This is a genomic window from Streptomyces sp. NBC_00442 (assembly GCF_036014195.1).
Classification (GTDB): Bacteria; Actinomycetota; Actinomycetes; order Streptomycetales; family Streptomycetaceae; genus Streptomyces.
In genome coordinates, this window is the sequence record NZ_CP107918.1 from 7200753 (window position 1) to 7226116 (window position 25364).

25 protein-coding genes and 3 riboswitches are annotated in these 25364 nt (G+C 71.6%); of the genes, 13 read left to right on the forward strand and 12 right to left on the reverse strand.

Going from position 1 to position 25364, the window contains the following annotated elements:
- Window positions 1-12: 12 nt before the first annotated feature.
- From OG432_RS32380 to OG432_RS32390, 3 genes are read left to right on the forward strand one after another with little or no spacing between them, the layout of a single operon-like run.
- Window positions 13-168: a hypothetical protein gene (locus OG432_RS32380; protein ID WP_328314511.1), complete on the forward strand. Its 156-nt coding sequence runs from the start codon at window positions 13-15 to the stop codon at window positions 166-168.
- A 50-nt stretch (window positions 169-218) separates the two neighbouring features.
- Complete coding sequence (locus OG432_RS32385) at window positions 219-458, forward strand: hypothetical protein (protein WP_328314512.1); 240 nt, start codon at window positions 219-221, stop codon at window positions 456-458.
- Window positions 458-832 (forward strand): toxin Doc, encoded by a 375-nt coding sequence (locus OG432_RS32390; RefSeq protein ID WP_328314513.1) that lies wholly within the window; start codon window positions 458-460, stop codon window positions 830-832. The genes OG432_RS32385 and OG432_RS32390 overlap by 1 nt, the downstream gene beginning before the upstream one ends.
- A gap of 40 nt (window positions 833-872) precedes the next feature.
- On the opposite strand, the gene OG432_RS32395 is transcribed toward OG432_RS32390, so the two are convergent.
- Complete coding sequence (locus OG432_RS32395; protein ID WP_328314514.1) at window positions 873-1670, reverse strand: aminoglycoside N(3)-acetyltransferase; 798 nt, start codon at window positions 1668-1670, stop codon at window positions 873-875.
- Window positions 1671-1947: 277 nt separating this feature from the next.
- Here OG432_RS32395 and OG432_RS32400 point away from each other — a divergent pair, with 277 nt between their 5' ends.
- Together OG432_RS32400 and OG432_RS32405 are read left to right on the forward strand one after the other, a co-directional pair.
- A complete protein-coding gene (locus OG432_RS32400) occupies window positions 1948-2583 on the forward strand; it encodes a TetR/AcrR family transcriptional regulator (protein ID WP_328314515.1) in 636 nt (211 codons plus the stop codon).
- A 121-nt stretch (window positions 2584-2704) separates the two neighbouring features.
- Window positions 2705-4891 carry a HelD family protein gene (locus OG432_RS32405; RefSeq protein WP_328314516.1) on the forward strand — a complete coding sequence of 729 codons (2187 nt, stop codon included), beginning with the start codon at window positions 2705-2707 and terminating at the stop codon, window positions 4889-4891.
- Between the two features lie 49 nt (window positions 4892-4940).
- Here the strand turns inward: OG432_RS32405 and OG432_RS32410 are convergent, their stop codons facing one another.
- The 5 genes from OG432_RS32410 to OG432_RS32430 form a co-directional block, all read right to left on the reverse strand.
- Window positions 4941-6182 carry a nitrate/nitrite transporter gene (locus OG432_RS32410; RefSeq protein ID WP_328315336.1) on the reverse strand — a complete coding sequence of 414 codons (1242 nt, stop codon included), beginning with the start codon at window positions 6180-6182 and terminating at the stop codon, window positions 4941-4943.
- Between the two features lie 172 nt (window positions 6183-6354).
- Window positions 6355-8115 carry an ABC transporter ATP-binding protein gene (locus tag OG432_RS32415; RefSeq protein WP_328314517.1) on the reverse strand — a complete coding sequence of 587 codons (1761 nt, stop codon included), beginning with the start codon at window positions 8113-8115 and terminating at the stop codon, window positions 6355-6357.
- Window positions 8112-9758 carry an ABC transporter ATP-binding protein gene (locus tag OG432_RS32420; RefSeq protein ID WP_443058622.1) on the reverse strand — a complete coding sequence of 549 codons (1647 nt, stop codon included), beginning with the start codon at window positions 9756-9758 and terminating at the stop codon, window positions 8112-8114. The genes OG432_RS32415 and OG432_RS32420 overlap by 4 nt, the downstream gene beginning before the upstream one ends.
- 403 nt (window positions 9759-10161) lie before the next feature.
- On the reverse strand, window positions 10162-10869 hold the full coding sequence (locus tag OG432_RS32425; RefSeq protein ID WP_328314519.1) for a DUF899 domain-containing protein: 708 nt from the start codon (window positions 10867-10869) through the stop codon (window positions 10162-10164).
- Window positions 10870-11034: 165 nt separating this feature from the next.
- Window positions 11035-11394, reverse strand: coding sequence for a hypothetical protein (locus tag OG432_RS32430; protein ID WP_328314520.1), 360 nt, complete (start codon window positions 11392-11394; stop codon window positions 11035-11037).
- Window positions 11395-11618: 224 nt separating this feature from the next.
- On the opposite strand from OG432_RS32430, the gene OG432_RS32435 reads away from it, so the two are divergent.
- The 5 genes from OG432_RS32435 (at window position 11619) to OG432_RS32455 (ending at window position 15839) form a co-directional block, all read left to right on the forward strand.
- Window positions 11619-12101, forward strand: a complete 483-nt coding sequence (locus OG432_RS32435; protein ID WP_328314521.1) for a hemerythrin domain-containing protein — start codon at window positions 11619-11621, stop codon at window positions 12099-12101.
- 58 nt (window positions 12102-12159) lie between these two features.
- Window positions 12160-12612: a hypothetical protein gene (locus OG432_RS32440; protein WP_328314522.1), complete on the forward strand. Its 453-nt coding sequence runs from the start codon at window positions 12160-12162 to the stop codon at window positions 12610-12612.
- A gap of 317 nt (window positions 12613-12929) precedes the next feature.
- Window positions 12930-14219 (forward strand): APC family permease, encoded by a 1290-nt coding sequence (locus OG432_RS32445; RefSeq protein ID WP_328314523.1) that lies wholly within the window; start codon window positions 12930-12932, stop codon window positions 14217-14219.
- Between the two features lie 178 nt (window positions 14220-14397).
- Window positions 14398-15201, forward strand: coding sequence for a hypothetical protein (locus OG432_RS32450; RefSeq protein WP_328314524.1), 804 nt, complete (start codon window positions 14398-14400; stop codon window positions 15199-15201).
- A gap of 103 nt (window positions 15202-15304) precedes the next feature.
- Window positions 15305-15431: riboswitch (cobalamin riboswitch) on the forward strand.
- Entirely contained in the window at window positions 15405-15839 is a 435-nt protein-coding gene (locus OG432_RS32455) for an enoyl-CoA hydratase-related protein (protein ID WP_328314525.1), read from the forward strand. It overlaps the preceding riboswitch by 27 nt.
- On the opposite strand, the gene OG432_RS32460 is transcribed toward OG432_RS32455, so the two are convergent.
- The 6 genes from OG432_RS32460 to OG432_RS32485 all read right to left on the reverse strand — a co-directional run bounded on the left by OG432_RS32460 (window position 15826) and on the right by OG432_RS32485 (window position 23365).
- Complete coding sequence (locus tag OG432_RS32460) at window positions 15826-16587, reverse strand: (2Fe-2S)-binding protein (protein WP_328314526.1); 762 nt, start codon at window positions 16585-16587, stop codon at window positions 15826-15828. The genes OG432_RS32455 and OG432_RS32460 overlap by 14 nt on opposite strands.
- The gene (locus tag OG432_RS32465; protein ID WP_328314527.1) at window positions 16584-17450 is read right to left on the reverse strand and encodes a CbtA family protein; all 867 of its coding nucleotides are present in this window, start codon (window positions 17448-17450) and stop codon (window positions 16584-16586) included. The genes OG432_RS32460 and OG432_RS32465 overlap by 4 nt, the downstream gene beginning before the upstream one ends.
- A gap of 27 nt (window positions 17451-17477) precedes the next feature.
- Window positions 17478-17684: a CbtB domain-containing protein gene (locus OG432_RS32470; RefSeq protein ID WP_328315337.1), complete on the reverse strand. Its 207-nt coding sequence runs from the start codon at window positions 17682-17684 to the stop codon at window positions 17478-17480.
- Between the two features lie 49 nt (window positions 17685-17733).
- A riboswitch (cobalamin riboswitch) is annotated at window positions 17734-17873 on the reverse strand.
- A 104-nt stretch (window positions 17874-17977) separates the two neighbouring features.
- Window positions 17978-20302, reverse strand: coding sequence for a 5-methyltetrahydropteroyltriglutamate--homocysteine S-methyltransferase (metE, locus tag OG432_RS32475; RefSeq protein WP_328314528.1), 2325 nt, complete (start codon window positions 20300-20302; stop codon window positions 17978-17980).
- A 167-nt stretch (window positions 20303-20469) separates the two neighbouring features.
- A riboswitch (cobalamin riboswitch) is annotated at window positions 20470-20694 on the reverse strand.
- A 132-nt stretch (window positions 20695-20826) separates the two neighbouring features.
- A complete protein-coding gene (locus OG432_RS32480) occupies window positions 20827-22044 on the reverse strand; it encodes a metallophosphoesterase (RefSeq protein WP_328314529.1) in 1218 nt (405 codons plus the stop codon).
- Window positions 22045-22144: 100 nt separating this feature from the next.
- A complete protein-coding gene (locus tag OG432_RS32485; protein ID WP_328314530.1) occupies window positions 22145-23365 on the reverse strand; it encodes an epoxide hydrolase family protein in 1221 nt (406 codons plus the stop codon).
- Window positions 23366-23468: 103 nt separating this feature from the next.
- Between OG432_RS32485 and OG432_RS32490 the strand changes: the two genes are divergently transcribed.
- From OG432_RS32490 to OG432_RS32500, 3 genes are all read left to right on the forward strand, one after another.
- The gene (locus OG432_RS32490; protein WP_328314531.1) at window positions 23469-24071 is read left to right on the forward strand and encodes a CGNR zinc finger domain-containing protein; all 603 of its coding nucleotides are present in this window, start codon (window positions 23469-23471) and stop codon (window positions 24069-24071) included.
- A gap of 34 nt (window positions 24072-24105) precedes the next feature.
- Window positions 24106-24351, forward strand: a complete 246-nt coding sequence (locus OG432_RS32495; RefSeq protein WP_328314532.1) for a DUF6243 family protein — start codon at window positions 24106-24108, stop codon at window positions 24349-24351.
- Between the two features lie 281 nt (window positions 24352-24632).
- Complete coding sequence (locus OG432_RS32500) at window positions 24633-25304, forward strand: NAD(P)H-binding protein (RefSeq protein ID WP_328314533.1); 672 nt, start codon at window positions 24633-24635, stop codon at window positions 25302-25304.
- Window positions 25305-25364: the final 60 nt, after the last annotated feature.

Sequence of the window (25364 nt, forward strand, 5' to 3'; positions counted from 1 at the left end):
ACCCGTACCCGTATGCGTATCCATGGCGGCGAGTATCTCAGCAGGCCCGAAAGTCCGCGTACGCGCTCCCTGACGGGCCCGGACGTCCGGACGACCGCCGTGGCCGAGGGCGAGGCGCGCGGGGCGCCGGAGTCGACCGCCGTCGGCGACGCCCCGCGTCAGGAGTAGGTGCCGTCCCCCCGTGGCAGGGCAGGTACCAACTAGGTACCATCGGCTGTATGCCGTCTTTGAACATCACCTTCACCGATGAGGAACTCGAAGCGGTCCGGGCTGCCGCGGCCGCCGAGGGGAAGTCCCTCAAGCAGTACGTGCATGATCTGCCGCTGCGCGAACAGCAGCGTCTCCAGTTCGTCCGCTACGCCCTCTCCTGGGGGGAGCAGCAGCGCGCCGAGTTCGACGACGCCTTTCCCGACGAGGCACCACCCGGATCCCGGGGCCGGGGGGCGGACGCCGCCTGATGGCCCTCTACATCGATGTCCCGTGGCTCCTTGACGTGCAGGAGCAGGCCGTCCCCGAGGACGTGAGCGTCGCCGACTACTCCGCGCTCGTCGCGGCCGTGGCCCGCCACAGGACCCGCATCCCCCGCCCTTCCACCGCCGACCCCGAACCCGCGTGGCGGGCCGCCGCCCTCCTGCACACGCTGGTACGGCTGCAGCCCCTGCCCCACCGGAACAGCCTGTACGCCTGCCAGGTCACGGCCGCGTACATGTACGCCTCCGGCGAGGGCATCGACCCGCCGTACGGTGCCATGGTCGACCTCGTACGCGACATTCAGGCCGGCAAGGTCAGCGTGTACCAGGCGGCCGAACGGATCCACGCCTGGCGCATCTGACGGAGCGGTGGCGCGGTCGGTGACCGTGTGCGGAGCCGGGTCAGTTCTGTCCGGCGGCCAGGAGTTCGGCCAGGCGTCGCGTGGCGAATTCGGTGAGCGCGCGGCTGCTCATGAGCAGGCAGGGCGCCTGGCCGACCGTGTGTGCGCGGACCTGGCCGGTGGCGGCGAACTCCTCGCCGACGCGCGGGAAATGGGTGCTGTTGTCGTCGCCGACATCACGCGCCTCTACCCACACGCGCTGGTCACCGACGACGTAGGGGAAGCGGCGCAGCTTGCGGCGGTGGTGGGGCACCCGGGACTCGGCGTAGTGGAGAAAGGAGTTGCGGTTGTGCCCCACGCCGAGCAGGAGGATGTCGGCGTCCAGGTCGTGCAGAACGTCGAAGGGCGAGCCCGCGCCGAGGGCGTACGCGAGTGGCTGACGCCGGGTGATCTCGTGGGCGGCGGGCCCGACGGCGGCGACCGATGCCTGGGGATGGGCGCCACGGATCCGCCCGGGATGGGCGAGGACGGCGGAGGGGACGGCCCCCATCGACGTCGGCAGGGCGTCGTGGAAGAGAGGCGTCGCATCGCGTGCCGCCGCCACGTCGTCACTGGTCGGCGCCGGGTCCAGCGGACAAGGGTCGGTGACCTCGGGCGTGAAGGCCGGCACGACCAGGGTGCCGGTGGGAGTGAGGCAGTCCAGGAGCGCGCCGACCACGGCCGCCGCCCCGCCCTCGACGCGCCCGACAGCGGACAGCGAGGCGTGCACGATCAGAGCCGAGCCCGCCCGGACGCCCAGGCGGCCGAATTGCGCCGACAGGTGGGCCCGGTCGAGCGGGGCGACGGTCGGATGGTGCACGGTTCTCCCACGTTCTGGACTGGCTGGGTGGCTGTGTGCGGGGTGGCTGGGTGGTGCAGAGCCGGGCGGCCCACGTCCCTTTTCTCGGCCCGACGTGGCCGACATGTCCGATGTGGCCGGCATATGGGCGCGCGCCACACGTCGTGTCGCACCGGATCTCGGGTCGTCCGTCGGCACTGGCCAGGATTTTGACACGCGAGGCTTGCGAGCGGGCAAGCGGGTCCCGAGGGGCGGGCCTCGGCGCCTCGCCGAGCCGTGGCCCCCGTACGCTCGTCCCATGGGTGGCGAGATGGGTTTGCGGGAGCTCAAGAGGCAGCGGACGTACGAGTCGGTGTCGGACACGGCCGTCGCGCTGTTCCTCGAGCGGGGCTTCGACGGGGTGTCGGTCGCCGAGGTGGCGGCGGCGGCCGGGATCTCCAAGCCGACCCTGTTCCGCTACTTCCCCGCCAAGGAGGACCTGGTCCTGTACCGGTTCGCCGATCATCAGGACGAAGCGGCACGCGTCGTGGCCCAGGGCCGCACCGACGGACTCGCGCCCCTGCCCGCCCTGCACGCCCACTTCCGCCATGGTCTGCGAAGCCATGATCCGGTGACTGGCTTGAGCGACAACCCACATGTGCTCGCCTACCACGGGCTGTTGTACGGCACCCCGAGCCTGGTGGCCCGGCTGTACGGCTACCAGGACAGGTCCGAGCAGGCCCTCTCCGCCGAACTCGGTGACGGGCTCGACGCCCGGATCGCGGCCGGCCAGATCATCGCGGTCCAGCGCATTCTCGCCCTGGACAACTGGCGCCGGATCGCGGCGGGGGAGAGCGCGGCGGCGCTCTACGCGCAGGCGGTCGAGGCGGCAGACCGTGGGTTCGAGCAGCTGGGGGAGGGGCTGGGCGGCAGGTACGGCGAGAAGTCCCGCTGAGCGGCGCAACGCCCGCCCGCCCGGTCGTCCCGGCGTGGCAGTGTGCCGTTCGGCAGGCGTGGTGGATCGCGAAAACGTTACTAAGTTAAAAATGTAACCGGGTTGCGGTATCGTGATCCGCATGACGTCACATGACCAGGATCCGGACCGGATTCCGGCTCGGGATCTGGCTCGGGATCTGGCTCAGGATCCGGCTCGGGATCCGGCTCGGGATCCGGCTCGGGAACTGGGCCGGGAGCGCGCCTATCACGACGCCTGTCGAGCCGCCCTCGCCGCCATGACCGAGGGTGCCGGGCAGTGCGTGGTCATCGGCGAGAACGCCTTCGCCTCCGGTGCCGACGCGGAAGTCCTCGGGTATCAACTCCGTAGCTGGGCGAAGGAGTTGAGGGAGATGCCGGAAGGGCCGCTGTTCTTCGGCCGCCTCGACTTCGGCGCATCGCCGTCCGCGGCAGGCGATCACGCCGGCCAGAGCTACCACATCGGCCGCCGCCGCATCGGCGAACACCCCTCCGCCCCGCCCCTGGTCGTCGACTGGCGCGCCCCGGTCTCGCGCCGCTTCTATCAGGCGAGCGCCCGCGACCCGCAGGGCGTCGCAGTCCGTCGCCGCTTCGGCTGGGCGCAGGGCAGTACGGGTGTCGCCGAAGAACTGACGGGCTTGGAGGACGAGCCTCTGGCGGCGCCGGGCACACCGGCCGCCGCGACGACCACCGGCACTGCCCCCACCGGCACGGCCCCCACCGGCACGATTCTCGCCGGGGAGATCGAGCGTCCCCGCGTCGGCCCCATGCGGGACATCGCGGCGACCATCCAGCCCGACCAGGACGATCTCGTGCGGGCCGAACTCGCCCGGTCCTTCTGTGTGCAGGGTGCGCCCGGCACCGGCAAGACCGCCGTAGGGCTGCACCGAGCGGCGTACCTCCTCTACACCTATCCGCAGCGCATCCAGCGCCGCGGCCTTCTGGTGCTCGGCCCCAACCGCACTTTCCTCGCCTACGTCTGCGAAGTGCTTCCCGCGCTCGGCGAGAACGACATCCGTCAGTCGACCGTGGACGAGGAGATCGTGCGCGAGACCCGCGGCCGTGAGGTTCGTGCCGTCGACGAACCGGCGGCGGCGCTCGTCAAGCACGACGCGCGCATGGCCGACGTGGTCCGGCGCGCGCTGTACGGCCACATCGTCGAACCCCTCAACTCCCTGGCGCTGCGCGAGGGTTCGTACACCTGGAGGGTGGCGCGGAGCGAACTCGCGTCCATCGTCCGGGAGGTACGGGCCGAGGCGCCGCCGTACGCCACCGGGCGGGAGCGGGTGCGCAGCCGGGCGGTCAGGGCGATGCAGCTCCAGGCCGAGCAGCGGACCGGACCCCTGAACAGCACCTGGCTCCAGAAGATCACCCGGGCGCGCCCGGTGACGGAGTACGTCGATGCCGTGTGGCCGAGGGTGAAGCCGGAGGAGGTCGTCGCCGCGTTGTTCACGGACCCCGACGCGCTGGCCGCGGCCGCCGACGGCATCCTGGACCCGGCCGAACAGAAGACGCTGCTGTGGGCGAAGCCGCCCCGGTCGTGGAAGTCCGCGAAATGGTCGGAGGCCGACCTGGTGCTCCTCGACGAGGTGTCCGGTCTCATCGAGCACCCGCCGGGGTACGGGCACATCGTCGAGGACGAGGCGCAGGACCTGTCCCCGATGCAGTGCCGCGCGATCGCACGGCGGGCCGTGTTCGGCTCGCTGACGGTGCTCGGCGACCTGGCTCAGGGCACCACGCCGTGGGCGGCCCGCGACTGGCGCACCCAACTGGGCCACCTCGGCAAACCGGAGGCCGCGGTGGTGCCGTTGACCACCGGGTTCCGTGTGCCGGCCGCGATCGTGGAGCTGGCAAACCGGCTGCTTCCCGCGCTCGACGTGGACGTACCGAGCGGGCGGTCCCTGCGCGGGGACGGCCGGCTGAGCCGTCGCGAGGTCACGTCCCCGCGGGGTCTGGCCGATGCGGTGGTCGAAGCGGTGCGGGCGGCCCTGGGCCGCGAGGGGTCGGTGGGCGTGATCGCCGCCGACGGCGCCGTACGCGAACTGGAAGCGGCCCTCACGACGGCGGGCCTTTCCGCGAGCGCCGGGGGACGCCTCGCGCTGCTGCCCGCGTCGCTGGCCAAGGGCCTCGAATACGACCACGTCGTGGCCGTGGAACCGGCCGAGATCGCGGCGTCGGAGGACCGCGGACTGCACCGCTTGTACGTGGTCCTGACGCGGGCGGTGTCGGGGTTGGAGATCGTCCACTGCCGGCCGTTGCCCCGGCAGCTGAGGGAACCGGAACGCGCCTGACCGCCCGTGGGGGCGTGGCCCGCCCCCACGCGGGGTTCACAGACACGACCTAGCGCGCGTCCCGCGCCTGTTGCCCGGTGTCACCCGGAGTCCGCTGCCCGAGGTCCTCGGGCGCCCGCCGCCCGAGGTCGGGGGCCGGTGCGGCGCCGGACTCGACGGCCGGGCGGCTCGTCCGCATCCGGGCGTAGGCATAGACACAGCCGGCGAGCGCCAGGTCGGACAGGAGCATGAAGCCGATCGAGTACGAGTCCTTCGCGCTGTAGATCGCGCCCATGACGAGCGGCGGCACGAACCCGCCGAGGCCGCCCATCGCTCCCACGATGCCGGTCACGCTGCCCACCTGGGGCTGTGGCGTCACCTGGGAGACCAGGGCGAAGACGCTGCCGCTGGCCGTGCCGAGTCCCGCGCCCATGCACAGCAGGGCGATCGTGCCGCCGGGGTACAGCGTGGGATCGAAGGCCTGCACGATCGCGAGCAGGGCCACCACGCCCAGCGCCCCGGCGGTGACCACAGCGGGGTGGACGCGGTCCGAGAGCCAGCCGCCGATCGGTCGGAAGATGACCGTGGCCAGGGCGAATCCGGCCGCCTTGGATCCCGCGTCGGTCGGCGACAGCGCGTACCACGTCTTGAGATACGTGGGCAGGTACACGCCGAAGGCGACGATGCCGCCGAAGCCGATCGCGTACAGCGCCGAGAGCTCCCAGGTCACCCTCAGCCGCCCGGCCTGGCCGAGCCGCGAGGCCAGGGTGGCGGTCGGGACGGGCCGGTCCGGACGGTCCGTGATGAGCAGCGCCGCGAGCACGGCGTACGCCGCGAGGGCGATCGCCACGACGAGGAACGGAACGTTGTAGCCGTGCTTGGCGATGCGGGGCGTGAGGTATCCGGAGAGGGCCACGCCCCCCATGCCCATGCCGAACACGCCGAGCGCGAGGCCCCGCTTGTGCGGCGGGAACCAGGAGTTGACCAGGGGGATACCGATCGCGAACGTCGTGCCGCCGAGCCCCAGCAGGAACCCGACCACCAGCATCAGGCCGTAACTGTTGCGCGCCGGGATCAGCAGCAGTACGGGCACGATGGTCAGCGCGGACATCAGCGGGAACATCAGCTTCGCGCCGTACCGGTCGGTGAGCGCACCCACCGGGATCCGCCCCAGCGACCCGACGAGGACGGGGACCGCGACCAGCAACGACTGTTGGAGCGAGCTGAGATGCAGCCGGTCCTTGTAGTCACCGGCCAGCGGAGCGATCAGGTCCCACGCCCAGAACGTGAGCGTGAACCCGATTGTCGCCATCACCAGGTTCCGGTACGCGGCAGCGGAGGGCTTCGAGGTGTCCACGCCCACAGTCAAGGGTGCCCTGCGGAGCAAGGCGCGCCGGACTGAGCCGTATGGGGTACGTCCGGGCCGGGGTCGGGGTCCGGCCCGGGGCGGAGAGCCGGCCCGGAGGACGGGCGGCGGCCGGGGCTCAGCCTTCGCCGTTCCACGCCCGCCACAGTGCCGCGTACGCCCCGCCCGCGCCGACCAGTTCGTCGTGCGTCCCCAGCTCGACGATGCGACCGGCCTCCATGACGGCGACGCGATCGGCGTCGTGTGCGCTCTGGAGGCGGTGGGCGATGGCTATGACGGTGCGGTCGGATCGGACGGCGGCGATCGCCCGCTCCGCCTGGCGGGCCGTCGTCGGGTCGAGGAGCGAGGTGGCCTCGTCCAGGATCAGCGTGTGCGGATCGGCCAGCTGCACCCGGGCCAGCGTGAGCTGCTGGGCCTGCGAGGCCTCCAGGTCGAGGCCGCCCGCGCCGAGCCGGGTGTCGAGTCCGTCGGGCAGATCCGCCGCCCAGTCCGCCTCCACCAGGGCGAGCGCCGACATGATCGCCTCGTCGTCGGCATCCGGCGCGGCCATGATCATGTTGTCGCGCAGGGTGCCCATGAACACGTGGTGCTGCTGGGTGATGAGGACGACGCGGTTGCCCAGCTCGCCCGCCGCGGCCAGGTCGGCCACGGGGACGCCGCCGAGCAGGATCGATCCGGCGTCGGGGGCGTCCATACCGGAGAGCAACGCGCCGAGGGTGGACTTGCCGGCCCCGGACTGGCCCACCACCGCGAGGCGTTCGCCGGGACGTACCAGCAACTCGACGTCCCTCAGGACGTCGTGCGGGGGGAGGTAGGCGTAGCGCACACCCTTGACCTCGATGACGTCGTCCGCCGGGGACGGCACGGAAGCGTCCGGCGTGCGGGACACCAGGCCGACGCCCTTGATCCGCGCGAACGCCGCGCCGCTGCGCTGCAACTGCTCGACCCAGTACAGCATTTGATTGAGCGGGTCGACCAGCTGCCACATGTAGAGGCCGGCCGCCACCACGGAGCCCAGGGGGATTGCCCCGTCGAGATAGCGCAGGCCGCCCACGAGCAGGATGAGCGCCATGGGCACGGTGTGCGCGAACTCAGTGAGCGGAAACAGCACGGTACGAAGGGCGAGGGTGCCCCTGCCGGCACGGTAGGTGGTGTCGATGGCCTGGTCGAGAGCCCGGTTCTGCCGTGCGCGCAGCCCGTACGCCTCCACGGTGCGGGCGCCGTGGGCCGTGGAGTTGAGGATCTCGGACACCTCGCCGCCGGCCGCGCCCTCGGCCAGATAGGCGGCGCGGGAGCGCGCCAGGTACCAGCGGCTCACGAGCCACACGAGGGGGAGGCCCACCACGGAGCACAGCCCGAGCAGCGGGTCGAGCAGGATGACCGCGCCGAACATGAACACGACCTGGACGCCCGCGATGAAGATGTCCGGGGCCGCCGTGCGCAGCGTGGCCGCCACGGTCGAGACGTCCAGGGTGGAGCGGGTCACCAGGTCGCCGGTCCCCACCTTGTTCGCGATGCGCCCCGGCAGGGCGAGCGCGCCGTCGACGACCTCCTCGCGGAGCCGGGCCAGTGCGCGCTCGCCGAAGCGGTGGGACAGGAGCCGGGCGCAGCGCGTCAGGACCAACTGGGCGGCCGCGAAGCCCAGAACGGTCGCGGCCAGCGCGTCGACTCCCGAGGAGGACAGGCCGCCCCTCTCGACGCCGGTCACGATGCGGCCGAGGAGCCATGGCCCGGCCGCGCCGGCCGCCGCGGCACAACACGTCAGGAACAAGGTTGCCAGGACGGCGCCCCGGTCGTCCCTGAGGAGACGCAGAGCGGCCCGACGTGCCGTCCCGGCGTCCGCTATCGGCAGCCGTGGTGTCGTGTCGGCGCGGCTCATCGGGTCTCTCCCGCGCCGAGCCGCGCGGCGACGGCCGGGCCGTGCGTCCCCGTCGCCGCGGTCGTCGCCGTCGCCTCGCTGCCCGAGGAGCGGAACACCAGGGCCGCGTAACCGGGTTGGCGGGCCAGGAGGTGGCGATGGGTGCCGGTCGCCCGCACCTTCCCGTCCACCAAGTAGGCGACTTCGTCGGCGTGCCCGAGCACGAGGGGCGATGTGGTGACGACGAGCGTCGTACGCCCGCTGCGGCGCTCCGCCAGCCGGGCCGCGACGGTCGCCTCGGTGAGCGCGTCGAGGGCCGACGTCGGTTCCACCAGGAGGAGCACCGCGGGATCCGCGAGCAGGGCGCGTGTCAGCCGCAGCCTTTGGCGCTGGCCACCCGACACATTGCGGGCCCGGTCCTCCAGGTGGGTGTCGAGGCCGTCCGCCGAGGCTTCGACGATGTCGTCCGCGGCGGCGGCACGCAGGCCCTGCACAATGTCGGCGTCGGTGTGGTCGGAGGGCCCCGAGACGACGGTGCGTAGGGGGCCGGCGAACATGTAGGCATCGTTGTCGGCGAGCAGGATGTGGCGCCTCAGCGCCGTGCGGTCCCACTCGGAAAGTGTGGCGCCGCCCCACGAGACGTCGGAGTCGGTGTAGCCGGCCAGGCGCTCCACCACGGCCCGTGACGCACCGGGCCGGGCCGCGACCAGAGCCGTCACCTTCCCCGGGGAGAGCAGCAGGCCCGACTCGGGATCGTGCAGCGCGGCGGGCGGGGCCGGCGGATCGAGCCGGGTCCTGTGGTCCTCGTCGGCCGGCCCGAGTGCCAGGATGTCGACCACACGCCGTGCGGACACCAGCCCGCGCGGCAGGTCGTCGGCCCCCTCGATGAAGAACGCGACGGGGGCCAGCAGCGCGGCGACATATCCGTACACCGCCACGAGTTCACCCACGCTGATGGTGCCGGCGACGGCCATCCGCGCGCCGAGCCACGTCACGACGGCGAGGAACATCACGGGCAGACACGTGGTGAGTGCCTGGACCCAACTGGTCACGGCGGCGATGCGGTAGCCGAGGGGCACGAGCGCCCGGGAGCGTTCCCGGTAGCGCCCGGCGAACATGGGCTTGCCGCCGATTCCGCCGAGCACGCTCAGGCCGGACACCATGTCGCCGGCGAGAGCGGTGAGGGCGCCCTGCTCCTCGCGATAATGGTTCTCGGCGTTGTGCAGCTTTCCCAGCAGGGGCCCCACGGTGAGAGCGAGTGCCGGAACGCCGAGCAGGATCACCACGGCGAGAACGGCGGAGATCCGGAACAGCAGCACGGCGGTGACGACGTAGGCGATGGCGGCGCCCACGCCGGGCCCCGTGATGGTGAGCGTCTGGGCGATCCTGCCTATGTCACCGGCCTGGAGATGGGCGAGTTCGCCCGCCGACACCTGGCGGGACAGGGCGGAGCCGAGGCGGGTGACGTGGCGCGTCACCACCTGCACCGTGCGGTAGGCCGCGTCCACACGGACCAGCGTCATGGTGCGGTGCCGCAGAATGCCGAGGACGGCGACGACGGCGCCCGTGACGAGGACCGCGCCCGTCCACAGGATCAGCGCCCGCGTGTCACGGGCCCGGAGTCCGGCGTCGATCGTCCTGGACAGCAGATACGGCGGCACCATCAGCGCGCACATCCATGTGCTCCCCCAGAGGGCGCCGAGGAGCACCCGGTTGCGCTGACTTGTCGTGAGCCACCACAGGAAGCGCAGCGGACTGCGGTGATCCGGCAGTCCGGGGTCCTCGTAGGGCACCCGGCGTGCGGCTGCGGACAGGCCTGCTCCGTGCGTCATCTCGGTCGTCCTTGCGTGCGGTTGGCGGCGAAGTCGCCCGACCTCCGTGGCGGGTCCCGGGTGCGGCCGGCCCGGCCCGGTGGCGGTACCGGTTGCTCGCGATCGTATAAGGACGGCCCTGTGCCCCTCGGACGCAGGGTTACGAGAGGGCTATGAGGGAGGGCACACAGCACGAAGCCCCGCCGGTCGACGGCGGGGCCCGCTGAGCGGCTCAACCCTCCACGTGCTCGCCCGCTTACGCTTGCGCTCCCTCGCCCCGCGCATCCGGTCCGTAGAGGGCGGCGATGTCCTCGGAGCCGCTCCACCGGCTGTACGTGGGGGACTGGGGCCAGCCCTCGGGGGAGTCCTGCCACTCCTCCTGGCGCCCGTAGGGCAGGAGGTCGATCAGGGCGAAGGTGTGGCTGAGCTGCTCCGTGCCACGGCCCGTCGTGTGCCACGTGCGGTAGACGGTGTCGCCATGGCGCAGGAACACATTGACCGCGAAGCCACCGCCGGGCGGTGCGCCGACGTCCGCGCCGAACGGGCTGTTCGCCGTGGAGTACCAGCTCATCCGGTTGCCGACCCGGCGCTTGTACGCGAGGGCCTCGTCGATCGGGCCCTGGGTGACGATCACGAACCGGGCGTCGTAGGCATCGAGGAAGCCCAGCCGGGTGAACTGGGACGTGAAGCCCGTACAGCCCGAGCACTGCCACGCCTTGCCGGGGAACCACATGTGGCTGTAGACGATGAGCTGGGACTTGTCGCCGAAGACATCGGCCAGCCGGACCGGCCCCTCTTCGCCTTCGAGCGTGTAGTCGGGCATCTCGACCATCGGCAGCCTGCGACGCTGGGCGGCGAGGGCGTCGAGTTGCCGGGTGGCGGCCTTTTCCTGGACGCGCAGCTCGTCCAGCCGGCGCTGCCAGGTCGCGGCGTCGACTACGGGCGGTAGTGCCTGGGCGGTCATGGACTCCTCCAAGGTTCACGCCACAGCATGTGGCTCACACCCATAGACCCCGCCCGCCCGCGAAACTCATCGCCCGCCGCCCGCCCGCCCGTCCGCCCGTCCGCCCGGCGGTGCGGGCGCCCTGATGTCACGAGGGCATCCTGATTGCACGCGGACACCGTGACGTCAGTGGTCGATGTAGCTGAAGTCGCCCATCGTCCAGGCGCTGACGTCCTTGATGGCCACGCGGTACATCCCGCCCGTCTCCGGGATGCCCACCGAGCCCTGCAAGATCCGCGCGACATGGAAGTGCAGGTACTGGGGCGGGCCGTCCTTGCGCGGGCCGGCCGTGAACACGGCGGCGAAACCACTTAGCTGGTCCGAGTCCGCGAGGACCTCCGACACGCGCTGGCGCCACACCGCCTCGGGAGCGAGCCGGCCGGTAAGGACGGCGCCACCGGTGACCACGGTCAGAGACATCTGATTGCTGTGCGCGGTTTCCACCAGAGCGGCGACGTCAACGAGCAGTTCGTCAGGCCTCGACATGGAAGAGGATTCTAGCGACCGGCCGCGGGCCGGGCTTCCGCCGACGAGACCGTCCGGGACGCGAAGGGGCGGCAGCGCGGCGCCGCACGGCCCGACCGGCGTTCGCGCGACGCTCCGTAGCGCGGGAAAGCGGAGAGTCGCCCTGGGTGCAAGACGTGTGGCCGTCTGGTTTGCCGGGTATCGGCGTGTTACGGAAGTGAGTCCTGAGCCTCGGGGAGCTGCTTATGCCCACCAGCGACGCGATCGTGATGCTGCGGGAAGGCCACAAGGAGATCAGGCGGCTGATCCGCTCCTATCGGGCCGGCCGGGATCCCGATGCGGTCGAGCAGCTGCTGCGTGCGTTGGCCGTGTACACGTTCATCGAGTGCGAGGGCATGTATCCGCGCGTCGCCGTCCTCGCCCCCGAGGCCGAGCCGACGATCCTGACCCTGCGGGAGGAACACCACATCGCCGAGGTGCTGGCCGCGGAGCTGCACGACATGCGCCCCGACGAGCTCGCCTTCGACGCGAAGGCCCGCCTCCTGATGGACATCGTGGAACGGCACATGGACACCGAGGACACCCTGTGGTTCCCCCACGTGCGGGCCACCGTGGGCCGCAGGGAGCTGCGGGAGATCGGTGCGTGGATGACGGTACTGGCCGAACGTGCCCCGCGGCGGCCGCGCCGCGTCGCGCAGCAGAAGGCCTGGGACGCGGTGGCGGCCTGAACCGCCCTGCGGCCCTCCCCGCCCCAGCGGCCGCACGGCCGATGCAGAAGGGAGCAGCATGGCACCCGTCCGTCATGATCTGGACCGCGCATGGGAGTTGGCCACCAGCGCGAATGACGTGCCCGAGTGGGACCCCGAGCCGGAGTTCCTGCAGGTCCATGTGCCCGGCTGCGCCGCGGCGTGGTCCTGCGGCGCTCGACGACGGGTTCTGTGGCGGCTCCACCTGCCCGCCGGGGATCTGCGTCCGGTCGATGTGAAGCTGGTCACGGCCGATCAATGGCGGGGCGCCGTCTCGGAGTTGGCCGTCGACGTCGATCCGGCTCGTGGCGGTACGGCCATCACGGTGCCTCACGTTCCTCCGGGCACGTACTGGATTCAGGTGGCGCGGGGCAGCAGGCTGCTCGCCACCAGCCGCCCCTTCGCTATCGGCCCGGTCGCGAGCGCCCGCCAGGGCTACGGTCACCGCCGTTCGCGGCAGGGGTCGCCACGGGGCCCGCGCCGGTCGCACTGAGAGCGCCGCCCGCACCGGGATCCCGCGCCACCCGCGCAGAGACGGGCCCCCTCGCCATGGGCTCGCCCGCGCCCCTCGGATATCCCGCACGTGTCCTTGGGCATCCGCACGTGCCCTCGGGGCGAGGAAAGGCGTGCCGTGAGGGAAGAGCGTGCCGTGGGGGTACGCGTTACCGATACCCCTAGCCCCGACCCTTAAGAACGGATGCCGACGATGCCCCACGTTCCCTACCGCAAGGCCGCGCGTGCGGCCGTCCAGGGCGGTCTGCCGCACGCGTTACCGCTCACGCACGAGTCACCGCTCAAGGAGGGTCCGGCGTGAGCGGCCTGCAGAAGTCGCTCGGCGGGGTCGTCGGAACGTTCCTCGCGCTCTCCACGATCCTGGGCAGCGGCATGATGATCCTGCCCGGCACCAGCTACCAGGAGCTCGGCCGCTCGGCCTGGATGCCCTGGGCCGTCGCGGCGGTGTCGGTCGTCCCGCTGCTCTACTGCTACGCCTGGCTGGGCCGCCGCCACCCGTCGGCGTCCGGCGTGGCGCACTACTGCGAGGTCGCCTTCGGCCGGTCGACGGGGCGTTCCGCCGGGCTCCTCGCGATGCTCGCGCTGGTGGCCGGCATCCCGGCGACCGCCATCACGGGCGGGCGCTACGTCGCCGAGTTCGCCGGCGTCCCGAGCCTCGCCTGGGTCTTCCCCGTCGCCGTCCTCGCCGCGGCCACCGTCATCGGATGCCTGGGCGCCAACGTGTCGGGACGGGTCCAAGTGGCGCTCGTTCTGGCCCTGTTCGCCTTGGTCACCTGCACCGCGCTGCTGGCACTCGGCGTGCACGGTGTGCGGGCCCCGAGCGTCGCGGTGCCGCCACTGGGCGAACTGGGCAGTGTCCTGACCGCGGTCTACGTCGCCTTCACCGGCTGGGAGACCGTGGCCTTCACCTTCGAGGAACACAAGCGCCCGGACGCCATCCCGCGCATCTTCGCGGCCTCGTACGTGATCGTGGTCGCCCTGTACGGGCTGGTGCTGCTCGGCCTGTTCAGCGCGGTCGACTCCGCGGACCCGGCGCTGGACCGGGCCCCGCTGCTGCGCCTCGCGGAACGCTCGCTCGGCGACTTCGGCAGGCCGGTCACGCTGGCCCTGGTCGTCGCCGCCATCGCCGCGAACGTCTGCGCCTCCGTCCTGGCCCTGTCCCGGCTGGTGTTCGGCATGGCGCGCAGCGGCTATCTGCCCCGCGCCCTGAACCGCGTACGGGAACGGGACGCGAACCCCGTCACGGCCGTGCTGGCGGTCGGCGCGGTCCTCGCCGCCATCGCGCTCCTGGGCGCGACCGGGGTCATGTCGTTCCAACTGCTCTTCGTGCTGTCCGGCGGGATCTATTTCGTGCTGTACGGGCTGGGCGCGGCCTCGTACACCAAGCTGGCCGGGCACGGGCCGCCCAGGGCCGTGGCTGCCCTGTGCGCCGTCACGGTGGTGGCGGTGACCGTGCTCGCGGGGCCGCCCATGTGGATGTGCTGGGCGCTGTTCGCGGTCGTCCTGCTGGTGACGGCGCTCCTGTCCCGCCGGCCGTCGCACCGGGATCCGAGCGCGGGCGCGCCGGCGCGGGAACCCGCGAGGTGAGCACTCCGGTGCCTCTTCGGCCCCGGGAAATTCCTCAACTCCCATACTGGGAAAGGGAATTGTCCGGTCCGGGTTACCGGTCGGCCGTGGCGCTGTACGGTGACGTCGGATGTGCCGAACATGTCGTCAGTTCACCTGCTCCGCCCCGGTTTCCGCTGTTCCGGCCGAAAGGAACCCCGTGAGCACCCACACCGAACCCGTCGAGCCCGCGGAAGAATTCAGCCTCAAGCACTTCTCGGAGAAGGACGGCACGCTCCTCTACAAGAATGTCGCCGTCTTCGGCACGGTCCAGGGCAGCCGTCAGCAGTTTCTCGTCGGCACGGGCGGCCGGCTCTACGTCGCGAGCGCGGACCATCAGTTGAAGTGCTGGGTGCAGAAGCCCGGTGGCGGCGACGCCACGGCCCAGCAGGTCGTCGGTGTGGTGGCCGACGAGCAGGCGGGGGGCTACACGGCGCTGCGCGCGGAGGGCGTGAGCGGCTGGGAGCACTCGTACGGCGGTGACCTGACCAAGCCGCTGGGGCTGATCCAGGCGATCTCGAAGAGCAACGCCTTCGCCGCGATCACATGGGGCGCCCCGTACTGCACGGCGGGATGGGTGGCCTCCCTGATGCCGACCCTCAGCTCGCTGGGCACGGTCAAGGTTCCCGGCGGATCCGTGGTGATCGGACAGAACGTCCACTCGTCGACCGTGGTGGGCAGCTCCTGGCTGAAAGGCGTCGTCGCCACCGACTGCCGGCAGGAGGACTTCCCGGCGGAGTGGATGTCCGGGGTCGTCGCGACCCTGTGCCCCCGGGCCACGGGCCACGGCGACCTCGCGAACATCAAGGTGTTCTGCGACCTCCTGAAGGCGGCCGGGTTCAGGCCCGCGCAGAAGGCCGACCTCGCGGCCCGGATCCGGTACGTCCTCACCAACTACCCGCAGCACGAGAAGACGTTGCGCGCGCTGCCCAACATCCAGCAGTACTACGCCGGCCTCTTCTGATCCGGCGATCCGGTGACGGTGTACGCCCTCCTGACGCCAGGAGGGCGTACACCGGGGTCCCCTGCGGGACCCGCCCGGAGGGGTGGACCTACTAGGACGCGGGGAAGCCGGTGTGAATCCGGCGCGGTCCCGCCACTGTGACCGGGGAGTGTGTCGCCGAGCGGTACGCCACTGACGTGCCCAGCACGTCGGGAAGGCGGGCGATGTGCGCTGATCCGCGAGTCAGGACAACGGCCGTGGGGTGTTCCGTGTTGTCCACGAGGGTGGAGCTCGCGGCCGGTATCCCCCACTCCCAGCGGCTGACCCGGGCGTCGGGCAAGGCCAAGGCGATGGAGCTGTGCCTCACCGGCAGGACCATGGGCGCGGCCGAGGCGGAGCGCGCCGGGCTCGTCTCGCGCGTCGTGCCGGCCGCGGACCTGCTCCAGGACGCGCTCGCGGTGGCCGGGACGGTGGCCGGGATGTCCGCCCCCGTCGTCATGATGGCGAAGGAATCCGTCAACCGGGCCTTCGAGACCACCCCGGCCGAAGGAGTCCGCTTCGAACGCCGCCTGTTCCACGCGGTGTTCGCCACCGTGGACCAGAAGGAGGGCATGACGGCGTTCACGCGGAAGCGGCCACCGGAGCTCAGTCACCACTAGCGCGGATCCAGCCACCGCCCCGTGGCCCTCGGGCGGGGCGGTGGAGGACGCAGTCGCCGCACAGCGCGCCCTTGCGATCCGGGGCGGCGCGGTAGATCAGGCAGCAACTCCCGCGCTGGAAGCCGCCGTTGGCGGTGCTCCTGGCGGAGCCGCACAGTGCGGGGCCGGCCAGGGCGAGGCCGACGGCGGCGCGGCTCCGTGCCGCCAGGTCTGGCCTCGCAGCGGCGATCATGGTGGCGGCGCCGTTGAGCGCGGAGGCGAGATTGCCGCGGAGGATGGGGGAGGAGAGCGAGAACGGCCGCATCGCGTCCGAGAGTTCGGCCAGCGGTCCGTCCAGGAGCGCCCCGAGGCCTTCCGCCGCCGGGGAGGCGGCCCGCACGGCCGTCGCGGGAAGCGACAGGGGCACGGGACCGCCGAGGACCGGCTGCCAGTGCACGTCCGCGAGGTCGAACGCGAGAACACGGTCGTGCAGAACGAGGGCGGCCAGCGCGGGCGACAGCAGGCGCGCCGCCAGACCCAGGTGGGTGACCGACGCGGCCACCCGCACTTCGACGGCGTCGGGCGACTGGTGGCCCGCCGAGGCGAGCCATTGCCGTACGGCCGTCACGCGCGCCTCGATCAGCGGGCGGGACATCGCCACCCAGGGCTCGACCGGAGGGACGCCCGTGGCGTGGGTGCTCAGGGAGAAGAACGGTCCGAGCGCGGTGACCTCGGCGATCACCGCGCTCGTCGGAGGGACGGTCGTCATGCAGGGACGGGGGCCGGGCCCTGCGCGGGGACGTCGGAGGATTCCCGGCGGGTGCTGAGGAGCCGCTCGGCCAGGGGCCCGAAGAACAGGCCGATCGCGGCCCAGAGCAGGAGCTGGGCGGCGACGGAGAAGAAGCGGAAGGAGAACAGGACGTCGGCGGGGAAGCCGGGGTAGACGATCGCGCCCTTGGAGTCCTTGAGGGGCAGCGGCGTCTCGGTGGCCTGGTTGCCGAAGTTCTCCCTGTTGTAGGCCAGGTGACCCAGCGAGGGCAGCACCAGCATCACGATCCCGATCGCGACGACGAACGCGGCGCCGCCGATCAGCGTGGCGTTCCAGTTGCCGTAGCGGACCTGGAGCCGCTTTCCGAGCCAGACCGCCGCCACCAGGAAGGCGATGGAGCACACCACCATGATCAGGTAGAGGCCGCTGCGCTGTTGGATCGTCTCCTCGTGGCCGATCGCCGGCGGGTTGGCCGGGTACTTGAGGAACGGGACCAGATACATCGTGAGGAACCCGCCGCCGGCCACGAGCAGCGCGAGGGTGCGGGCGCGCAGCGCGCCGGACCGGCCCAGGCAGACCGTGTAGGCGACCGCGAACAGCGCGCCCATGGCCATGCCGAAGAAGATCATGCCGACGCCGATCCCGACGTTGGCCTGGATGGTGCGGCTGAACAGATCGGGGTCGGCGCTGTCGACGGGCAGACCGGCCGCCTTGTCCAGCGCGCTCTGCGCGGCGTCACGACCGCTCTCGTAGTCGATGGCCTTCGCGATCTGCGGCTCGGCGAAGATCCGTGCGAAGACGAATGCGAGCAGCCCTGCCACTGCGCCGGCGAGAACGCCGCGCAGTATCAGTTTCTTTTCCATGTCGAGTTGTCCGTACTTCCGTGTGGGTCAGTGGCAGGGGAAGCCGAGGAAGTGACGCCCGTCGTGGACGAACTCGTGGATGTGCATGTCGTTGCCGAACACCGAGACGGCGCCCTGGTCGACACCGATGAAGTAGTAGACCGCCAGCGCGATGATCGCGGTACCGACCAGCCACAGCACCGACTTCGAGACCGGCAGGACGATCGGCGTGGAAGCCGGACGGGGTGTGGACATGCTGCTCAAGGCGAAGCCCTCCTTCACGGGATCTTGCGTCCCTTTGAACCAATGGGGCGAAGCGATGGAAAGTGTCTGACTCGTCGGCCGCCCTCGCGGGCGGTCGGCTCACAGTGGCGCGACCGTGCTGGATTCTCACCAGCTTCCTTACCTCATCACTACACGTGGAGCATAGGGGCGCCCAACCGAACGGGTCAATGAAGCCGTCGCCACGTCTTGCGCCGCTCCGCGCAGCGCCCGACGGGTGCCGGCCGGGGCACAGGGCCGCCCCGGCCGGCACCGCCCGCGGCCGGTCAGGACGTGGGCGTCTCCAGTTCGCCGCGCACCGTGCGGGCGGCGGCCACCAGGTTCTCCAGGGAGGCACGGGTCTCGGGCCAGCCGCGGGTCTTGAGCCCGCAGTCCGGGTTGACCCACAGCCGCTCGGCGGGAATCGCCTCAAGTCCCGTGCGCAGCAGGGCGGCTGCCTCATCGGCGCTCGGGACACGGGGCGAGTGGATGTCGTACACGCCGGGGCCTGCCTCACGCGGATAGCCGTGCTCCGCGAGCTCACGGGCGACCTGCATGTGCGAGCGGGCGGCTTCGAGGCTGATGACATCGGCGTCGAGGTCGTCGATGGCCTGGACGATGTCGCCGAACTCGGCGTAGCACATGTGCGTGTGGATCTGGGTGTCCGGCCGGACCCCGGACGTACTGAGGCGGAACGCCTCGGTGGCCCAGGCCAGATAGGCGGGGTGGTCGGCGGAGCGCAGCGGCAGGGTCTCGCGGAGCGCGGGTTCGTCGACCTGGATCACCGAAGTGCCCGCCGCCTCAAGGTCGTCGACCTCGTCCCGCAGGGCGAGCGCGACCTGACGGGCTGTGTCGCCGAGCGGCTGGTCGTCGCGGACGAAGGACCAGGCGAGCATCGTGACGGGGCCCGTGAGCATGCCCTTGACCGGACGGTCGGTGAGGGACTGGGCGTAGGACGTCCAGCGGACCGTCATCGGCTCGGGGCGGGAGATGTCGCCGGCCAGGACCGGCGGGCGGACGTAGCGGGTGCCGTACGACTGGACCCAGCCGTGCTGGGTGGCGAGGTAGCCGGTGAGCTGCTCGGCGAAGTACTGCACCATGTCGTTGCGTTCGGGCTCGCCGTGCACGAGGACGTCGATGCCGGTCTTCTCCTGGAAGGAGATCACGTCACCGATCTCGGCCTTGATGCGCTCCTCGTAGCCGGCCGTGCCGATGCGTCCGGTCCGCAGGTCGGCGCGGGCCGTGCGCAGCTCCGTGGTCTGGGGGAACGAGCCGATGGTGGTGGTCGGCAGCAGGGGAAGGCCCAGGTGGGCGCGCTGGGCCGCGGCGCGTTCGGAGTACGGCTGGGAGCGGCGGGCGTCGGCGTCCGTCACGGCCTGGGAGCGGGCGCGTACCGCCGGGTCCCGCGTGATGGGCGAGGCCGCCCGGGACGCCAGGTCGGCGCGGTTCGCGGCGAGTTCGGCCGTGATGCTGTCGGTGCCCCGGGAGATTCCCCTGGCGAGGGTGACGATTTCGGCGGTCTTCTGCCGGGCGAAGGCGAGCCAGCGCAGGATCTGCGGCTCGATGTCCCGCTCTGCGGCGGCGTCGAGCGGGACGTGGAGCAGGGAGGACGACGCGGCGACGTCGACCCGGTCGGCGAGCCCGAGGAGGGTGCCGAGGGTGGACAGCGACTTCTGCAGGTCGTTGATCCAGATGTTGCGTCCGTCGACGACGCCGGCGACGAGCCGCTTGCCCGGAAGCCCGCCGACGGCGGCCAGGGCGTCCAGGTTGGCCGCGGCCGAGTCCGTGAAGTCGAGGGCGAGGCCTTCGACCGGCGCCTTGGCAAGCACCGGCAGGGCTTCACCGAGCTGGTCGAAGTAGGAGGCCACGAGCAGCTTGGGCCGGTCGGTGAGGGTGCCCAGTTCGCGGTAGGTCCGCTCGGCGGCGTTCAGCTCGGCGGGGGTGCGGTCCTGGACAAGGGCGGGCTCGTCGACCTGTACCCACTCGGCGCCGGCGGCGCGCAGGTCGGCGAGGACCTCGGCGTACACGGGCAGCAGCCGGTCTAGGAGGGTGAGCGGTTCGAAGTCGGCGGCGACGCCGGGAGCGGGCTTGGCGAGCAGGAGATACGTGACGGGACCGACAAGGACGGGCCGCGCGGTGAGACCCAGGGCAAGGGCTTCCTCGAGCTCGGCGACCTGCTTGGCGCAGTTCGCGGCGAAGACGGTGTCGGGCCCCAACTCCGGTACCAGATAGTGGTAGTTGGTGTCGAACCACTTGGTCATTTCGAGCGGCGCGACGTCCTGGGTGCCGCGCGCCATGGCGAAGTAGCCGTCGAGCGCGTCGGCGTCGACCGCGGTGCGGTGCCGCTCGGGGATCGCCCCCACCATGACCGTGGTGTCGAGGACGTGGTCGTAGTACGAGAAGTCGCCGGTCGGCACCTCGTGGATGCCGGCGTCGGCGAGCTGTCGCCAGGTGCCGCGCCTGAGCTCGGCCGCGGTGTCGCGGAGGGCGTCGGCGCTGACGCGGCCCTTCCAGTAGCCCTCGATGGCCTTCTTCAGTTCACGGTTGCGGCCCTGACGGGGGTAGCCGTAAACGGTGGCCCGTGCTGCCGCGGCTGCGGTCTTGGTGGTCACGCGGATCTCCTTCGAGAGACGTATCCGTGAGATCCCGGAGACGGCCGCGGCAAGAAGAGGAGTGGCACACCGGCGGACCGACCTCGCGCGATGCGGCGACACGGTCGTCCGTTCGATATGTACGCCGACCCGCCCACGAGGTCACCGGGACATCCGCACACGCGTAGGGCGTGCGCGGACAGTTGGCAGGTCTTCGGACTCGCGGGCACGCCCTCCCCTTCCGGAGGACACCTACTGGCCGTCGCTTCCCAGGCCCGGTATCTCGGACCCAGTGCGTATGACGGCGGTCGTTCCCGCTCACCGCTGCGGGGCAGTCCCGGATTCGCACCGGGTTCCCTCTTGCGACGCATCCCGCCTGGCGGACGGGGCGAACCAGCTGTGGGGCCACCCTAAGACGCTCACGATCGGGGTGTGACGACGTGTCCGGCATCCGGATCGTGAAATGAGACACGTTTCGGGCCCACACCGTTCACGACCGGGGCCCTTCGGCTCCGGGCGGGGCCGCCCGGAGCCAGCCGCCCGGGTTACGGCGAGGGGGAGCGCTGCGGGGAGCGCAGGACGAGCAGGGTGATCTCGCTGGGGGCGAAGACGCGGAACGGCGGACCCCAGAAGCCGGTCCCGCGGCTGGTGTAGAGGAGCGTGCGGGCGCCGTGGCGGCTGAGGCCGGCGAGGGCGGGCTGGTCGATGCGGACCAAGTGGTGGAAGGGCCAGATCTGGCCGCCGTGAGTGTGCCCGGAGAGCTGGAGGTCGACGCCGTCGGCCGCCGCCCGGTCCACGAACTTGGGCTGGTGGGCCAGGAGCAGGACGGGGTGGCGGGGATCCGCGCCGCGCAGGGCTCCGGCGAGGTGGGCGCGGTGGCCGGCGAGGCCGGAGGACTGCGCGGTGACGTCGTCCACGCCGGCGACCACGAGGGTGTCGCCACCGCGTTCGAGCAGCAGATGCCGGTTGCGCAGCGGCTCCCAGCCCAGCTCGTCCATCAGGTCGACCCAGCCCTGGGCCCCGCTGTAGTACTCGTGGTTGCCGGTGACGTAGACCCGGGCCCGGGTGGCCCGGACGGTGCCGAGCGGGGCGGCCTGGGCGCGGCGGCGTTCGGCCGTGCCGTCGGCGATGTCCCCGGTGTGGCAGACCAGGTCGGCCTCCAGCGCGTTCACCCTCTCGCAGACCCGCGCCGACCAGCGGGCTCGGTCGAGCGGGCCGTAATGGGTGTCGGTGACGAGGACGACGCGCGTGCCGTCGAGGCCCGCGCCCAGGCGGGGGAGCGGTACGTCGAGGCGGCGTACCCGTGGCACCCGGCGGGCCTCGACGTACCCCCAGGCGAGCAGCACGGCGGCCGTGCCGAGGACCACCCAGGTGATGACCCGGGCCCGGTCCTGCCCGTCGCCGCCGGTCGCGATCAGGACGAGCCGCAGCAGACCGCCGAGCAGGACCGACCACGTGAACACGACCCAGGCGACGCCCAGCAGGGTGTCCCCGACGATCGCCGCCCAGTCCTGCTGCCGCCGGCCGTGACCGCGCATCATCGCGAGCGGCATGCCGAAGAGGCCGAGGAAGAACACGGCGGTGCCGGCCAGCGTGACGGGAAGCGGCCAGTGCTGGCCGGCGTGGAGAAGCAGCCAGCAGGGGACGGCCCACAGCAGAACAGGGGCGATCAGGGGGAGCAGGCGCATCAGGCGGTGCAGCCGGCTCGGCCGCGTCCCGTGCGCCGCGCCGTCGGCGGATCGGGACTCGCTGGTGTCGGTCACGCTTCCCCTTCTCCATCGACCGGGCTCACATCGACCGGGCTCACATCGACCGGGCTCATATCGGCCGGGCTCATATCGACCGGACTCATATCGGCCGGGCTCACCTTGATCCGGCTGTCGTCGGGCGCACTGTATCCGGTCGCCTTCGGGCCGGTCGGGCGGCCAGCACCGCCGCGAGGCCCTCTTGCAGATCCTTGACGAAATACTCGGGAACCTCCAGCGAGGGGAAATGCCCCCCGTGTTCGGGCGCCGTCCATCGGACGATCTGTCGGTACCGCTCCTGTGCCCAGGGACGCGGGCACTTCTCGATGTCACGGGGATACATGGTGATGGCCGACGGGACATCCACCCGGAGTTCGGGGTCCAGCGAGTCATGGCTCTCGTAGTAGATGCGCGCCGCCGACGCGCCGGTCCGCGTCAGCCAGTACAGGGTGACGTCGTCCAGCACGCTGTCCAGGGACAGCGTCTCGAACGGGCTGTCCCCGGTGTCCGACCACTCGGCGACCTTGTCGAGAATCCAGGCGAGGAGCCCGACCGGCGAGTCCACGAGCGAGTAGCCGATGGTCTGTGGCCGGGTCGCCTGCTGCTTCGCGTATGCCGCGCGGTGGCGCCAGAAGTGGCGGGTCTCCTCGGCCCACGCGCGCTCGCCCGCCGTGAGCCCGTCCGTGGTCGAACCGGGCGGCGCCTGCGCGAACGTGGTGTGGATGCCGAGCACGTGGGCCGGGAACCTGCCGCCGAGCACCGTGGTGATGTTGCCTCCCCAGTCGCCGCCGTGGGCCAGGAACTCGCCGTAGCCGAGCCGTCCCATCAGCTCCACCCACGCGGCCGCGATCCTTTCGGTCCCCCACCCGGTGGCGGCCGGTTTGTCGCTGTAGCCGAAGCCGGGCAGGGAGGGGACCACGACGTGGAACGCCGGCGCGTCCGCGTCCCGCGGATCCGCCAGCTCGTCCACCACCTCGGTGAACTCGGCAATGCTGCCCGGCCAGCCGTGGGTCAGGACCAGAGGAGTGGCATCCGCGCGCGCGGACCGGCGGTGCAGGAAGTGGATTCCCAGACCGTCGACGGTCGTACGGAACTGGCCGATCCGGGCGAGGCGCGCTTCGAAGGCCCGCCAGTCGTAACCGGTCCGCCAGTAGTTCACGACCTCGACGAGGTCGGCGAGCGGAACGCCCTGATCCCATCGGCGAGGGCCGGGCGCGGCGCCCACGACCGTCTCGGCCTCCGGCAGCCGCGCCGCGGCAAGTCGCGCGCGCAGATCGTCGAGGTCGGCGTCCGTCGCGCGGGCTTCAAACGCCTGCACGTCGCTGTGTGTACGGGGCATCGGACCTCCTGGCCGTCGTGGAACCGGCTGCCGCCCGTCGGGAACCGGCTAAGACGGTTCTAACAAGGATCTGGGCCTGCGCGCAACCCGCTAAGGTGGTTCCATGCGTGCTGAGTTTCCTGACTTCCGCCTCGGTAGCGTGCTGGCGACCAGCTTCACGGGGACTCTCTCGGAGCGTCACGGCAACGCTGTGGAGCGCATTCCCACGCCGCGTCGACTCGTCGACTGGCTGGCGGTGAGCGGCCTCGCCGTGGACTCCTGCACCCCCGCCCAGCTCGACCTCGCCCGGGAGTTGAGGGAGTCGATCCACGCCGCCGCGACGGCGGCCGCCGCCCAGGACGCCTTTCCCGAGTCGGCGGTCCAGGTCATCAATGACCGCAGCGCCCAGGGCCGGGCCGCGGCCGTCCTGACGCCCGGGGGCGAGCGGCGATGGCGGCTCGGTTCGGCCTCCCGCGTGGACGGCACCTCCCGCGTGGAGGACGCACTCGGCGTGATCGCCGCCGACGCGATCGGCATCCTCGCCGGCGAACGGGACGGAAGGCTGGCGTTGTGCGCATCGCCCACCTGCCGAGCCGCGTTCTTCGACACCAGCCAGAGCCGCACCCGCAAATGGTGCGACATGAACACGTGCGGGAACCGTCAGAAGAAGGCGCGATTCCTTGCCAACCAGAGCAAGAACCCAGATCGGGGGAGTGATCGTTCGTGAGGGGGATCGCTTCACATCACAACCGGGAGAATCCATGACCGTGAGCAAGAACATCAACAACCCCGTGGGCATGGGCGGAGGCCAGCGCAAGAGGCTGTCCCGAGCCGAACGGCAGAACAACGGCCCGCACCGTAACCTCGACCGCCAGGGTGCCGCCGACCAGAAGGCCGAGCTGGTGCGCAAGATGCGCGAGAAGGCGGGCGCGGCCCAGGACGGCGCGGCTCAGGACGACGCGGCCCAGGACGGCGGGCGACCGAGCGGCGACTCCGAACAGAGCTGAGGACTGGCGTAGGGGGCGTGCGGCGGGGGCGAAGGAGGTGAGGGCGTCGACGGGTACGGCCGGGGCCTCCGGCCCGCGTGCGCGGGATCGCCCACGTCGGCCCGCCCCGGCGTAGCCCCACCGCGCGCGCTGATCACCCACGCGTGCAGGGAGGCCTCGTCCGCGGCCACGCGCCCGGATCTGTGCCCGTCGCCTGCCAAGTCGCCTGTCGTTTGCGTCACTTGGCCCAGGGGAGGCGCAGTCGCGGGTGTCTGCCCCCGCGACGAGAACGGACGTGCGCCATGGATGTGTTCATCATCGGGATCACGGGCAAAGTGGGCGGCCTGCTGGCGCGGGAGCTCGTCTCCGGGGGAGACGCCGTGCACGGTCTGGTACGCCGTGACGAACAGCGCCCCGCCCTTGCCGCGCTCGGCGTCGACGCGACCGTCGGTGATCTCGCCGGCATGTCGGTCGAAGCCCTGGCGGCGGCCTTCGGTGACGCGGACACCGTCGTGTTCGCCGCGGGCTCCAACGGTGGTAGCGCACAGGACACGAAGGCGATCGACGGCGACGGCGTCGTGAAGGCCATCGAGGCGGCTCGCCGCGCGGGCGTCGAACGGCTTGCCCTGGTGTCGGTGCTCCCGGAGTCCTGGCGAGAGCGCGACCTGGGCGAAGAGGTCGAGTACTACTTCGCGGTCAAGAAGGAGGCGGACATCGCGCTCAGCCGAAGCGATCTGGACTGGGTGATCCTCCGTCCGTCCTTGCTCGTGGATGACGTCGGGACCGGGACCGTGTCGCTGGGGCCCGCCGAGTCCCACGGCGAGATCGCCCGCGCCGATGTCGCCGCGACGCTGGCCGCGGTGCTGCGCGAACCCCGCATCGCCCGGCAGATCCTCGAACTCGACGAGGGACCCGTCCCGATCCGCGAAGCCGTCCGGGCCAACGTGCCCCGGCCGAGCCGCGCGACCACATGAGCCGGGCAGCCCGCGCGGCCATCTCTTCGGCATGGGGCGCTTGCCTGTGAGGATTCCACT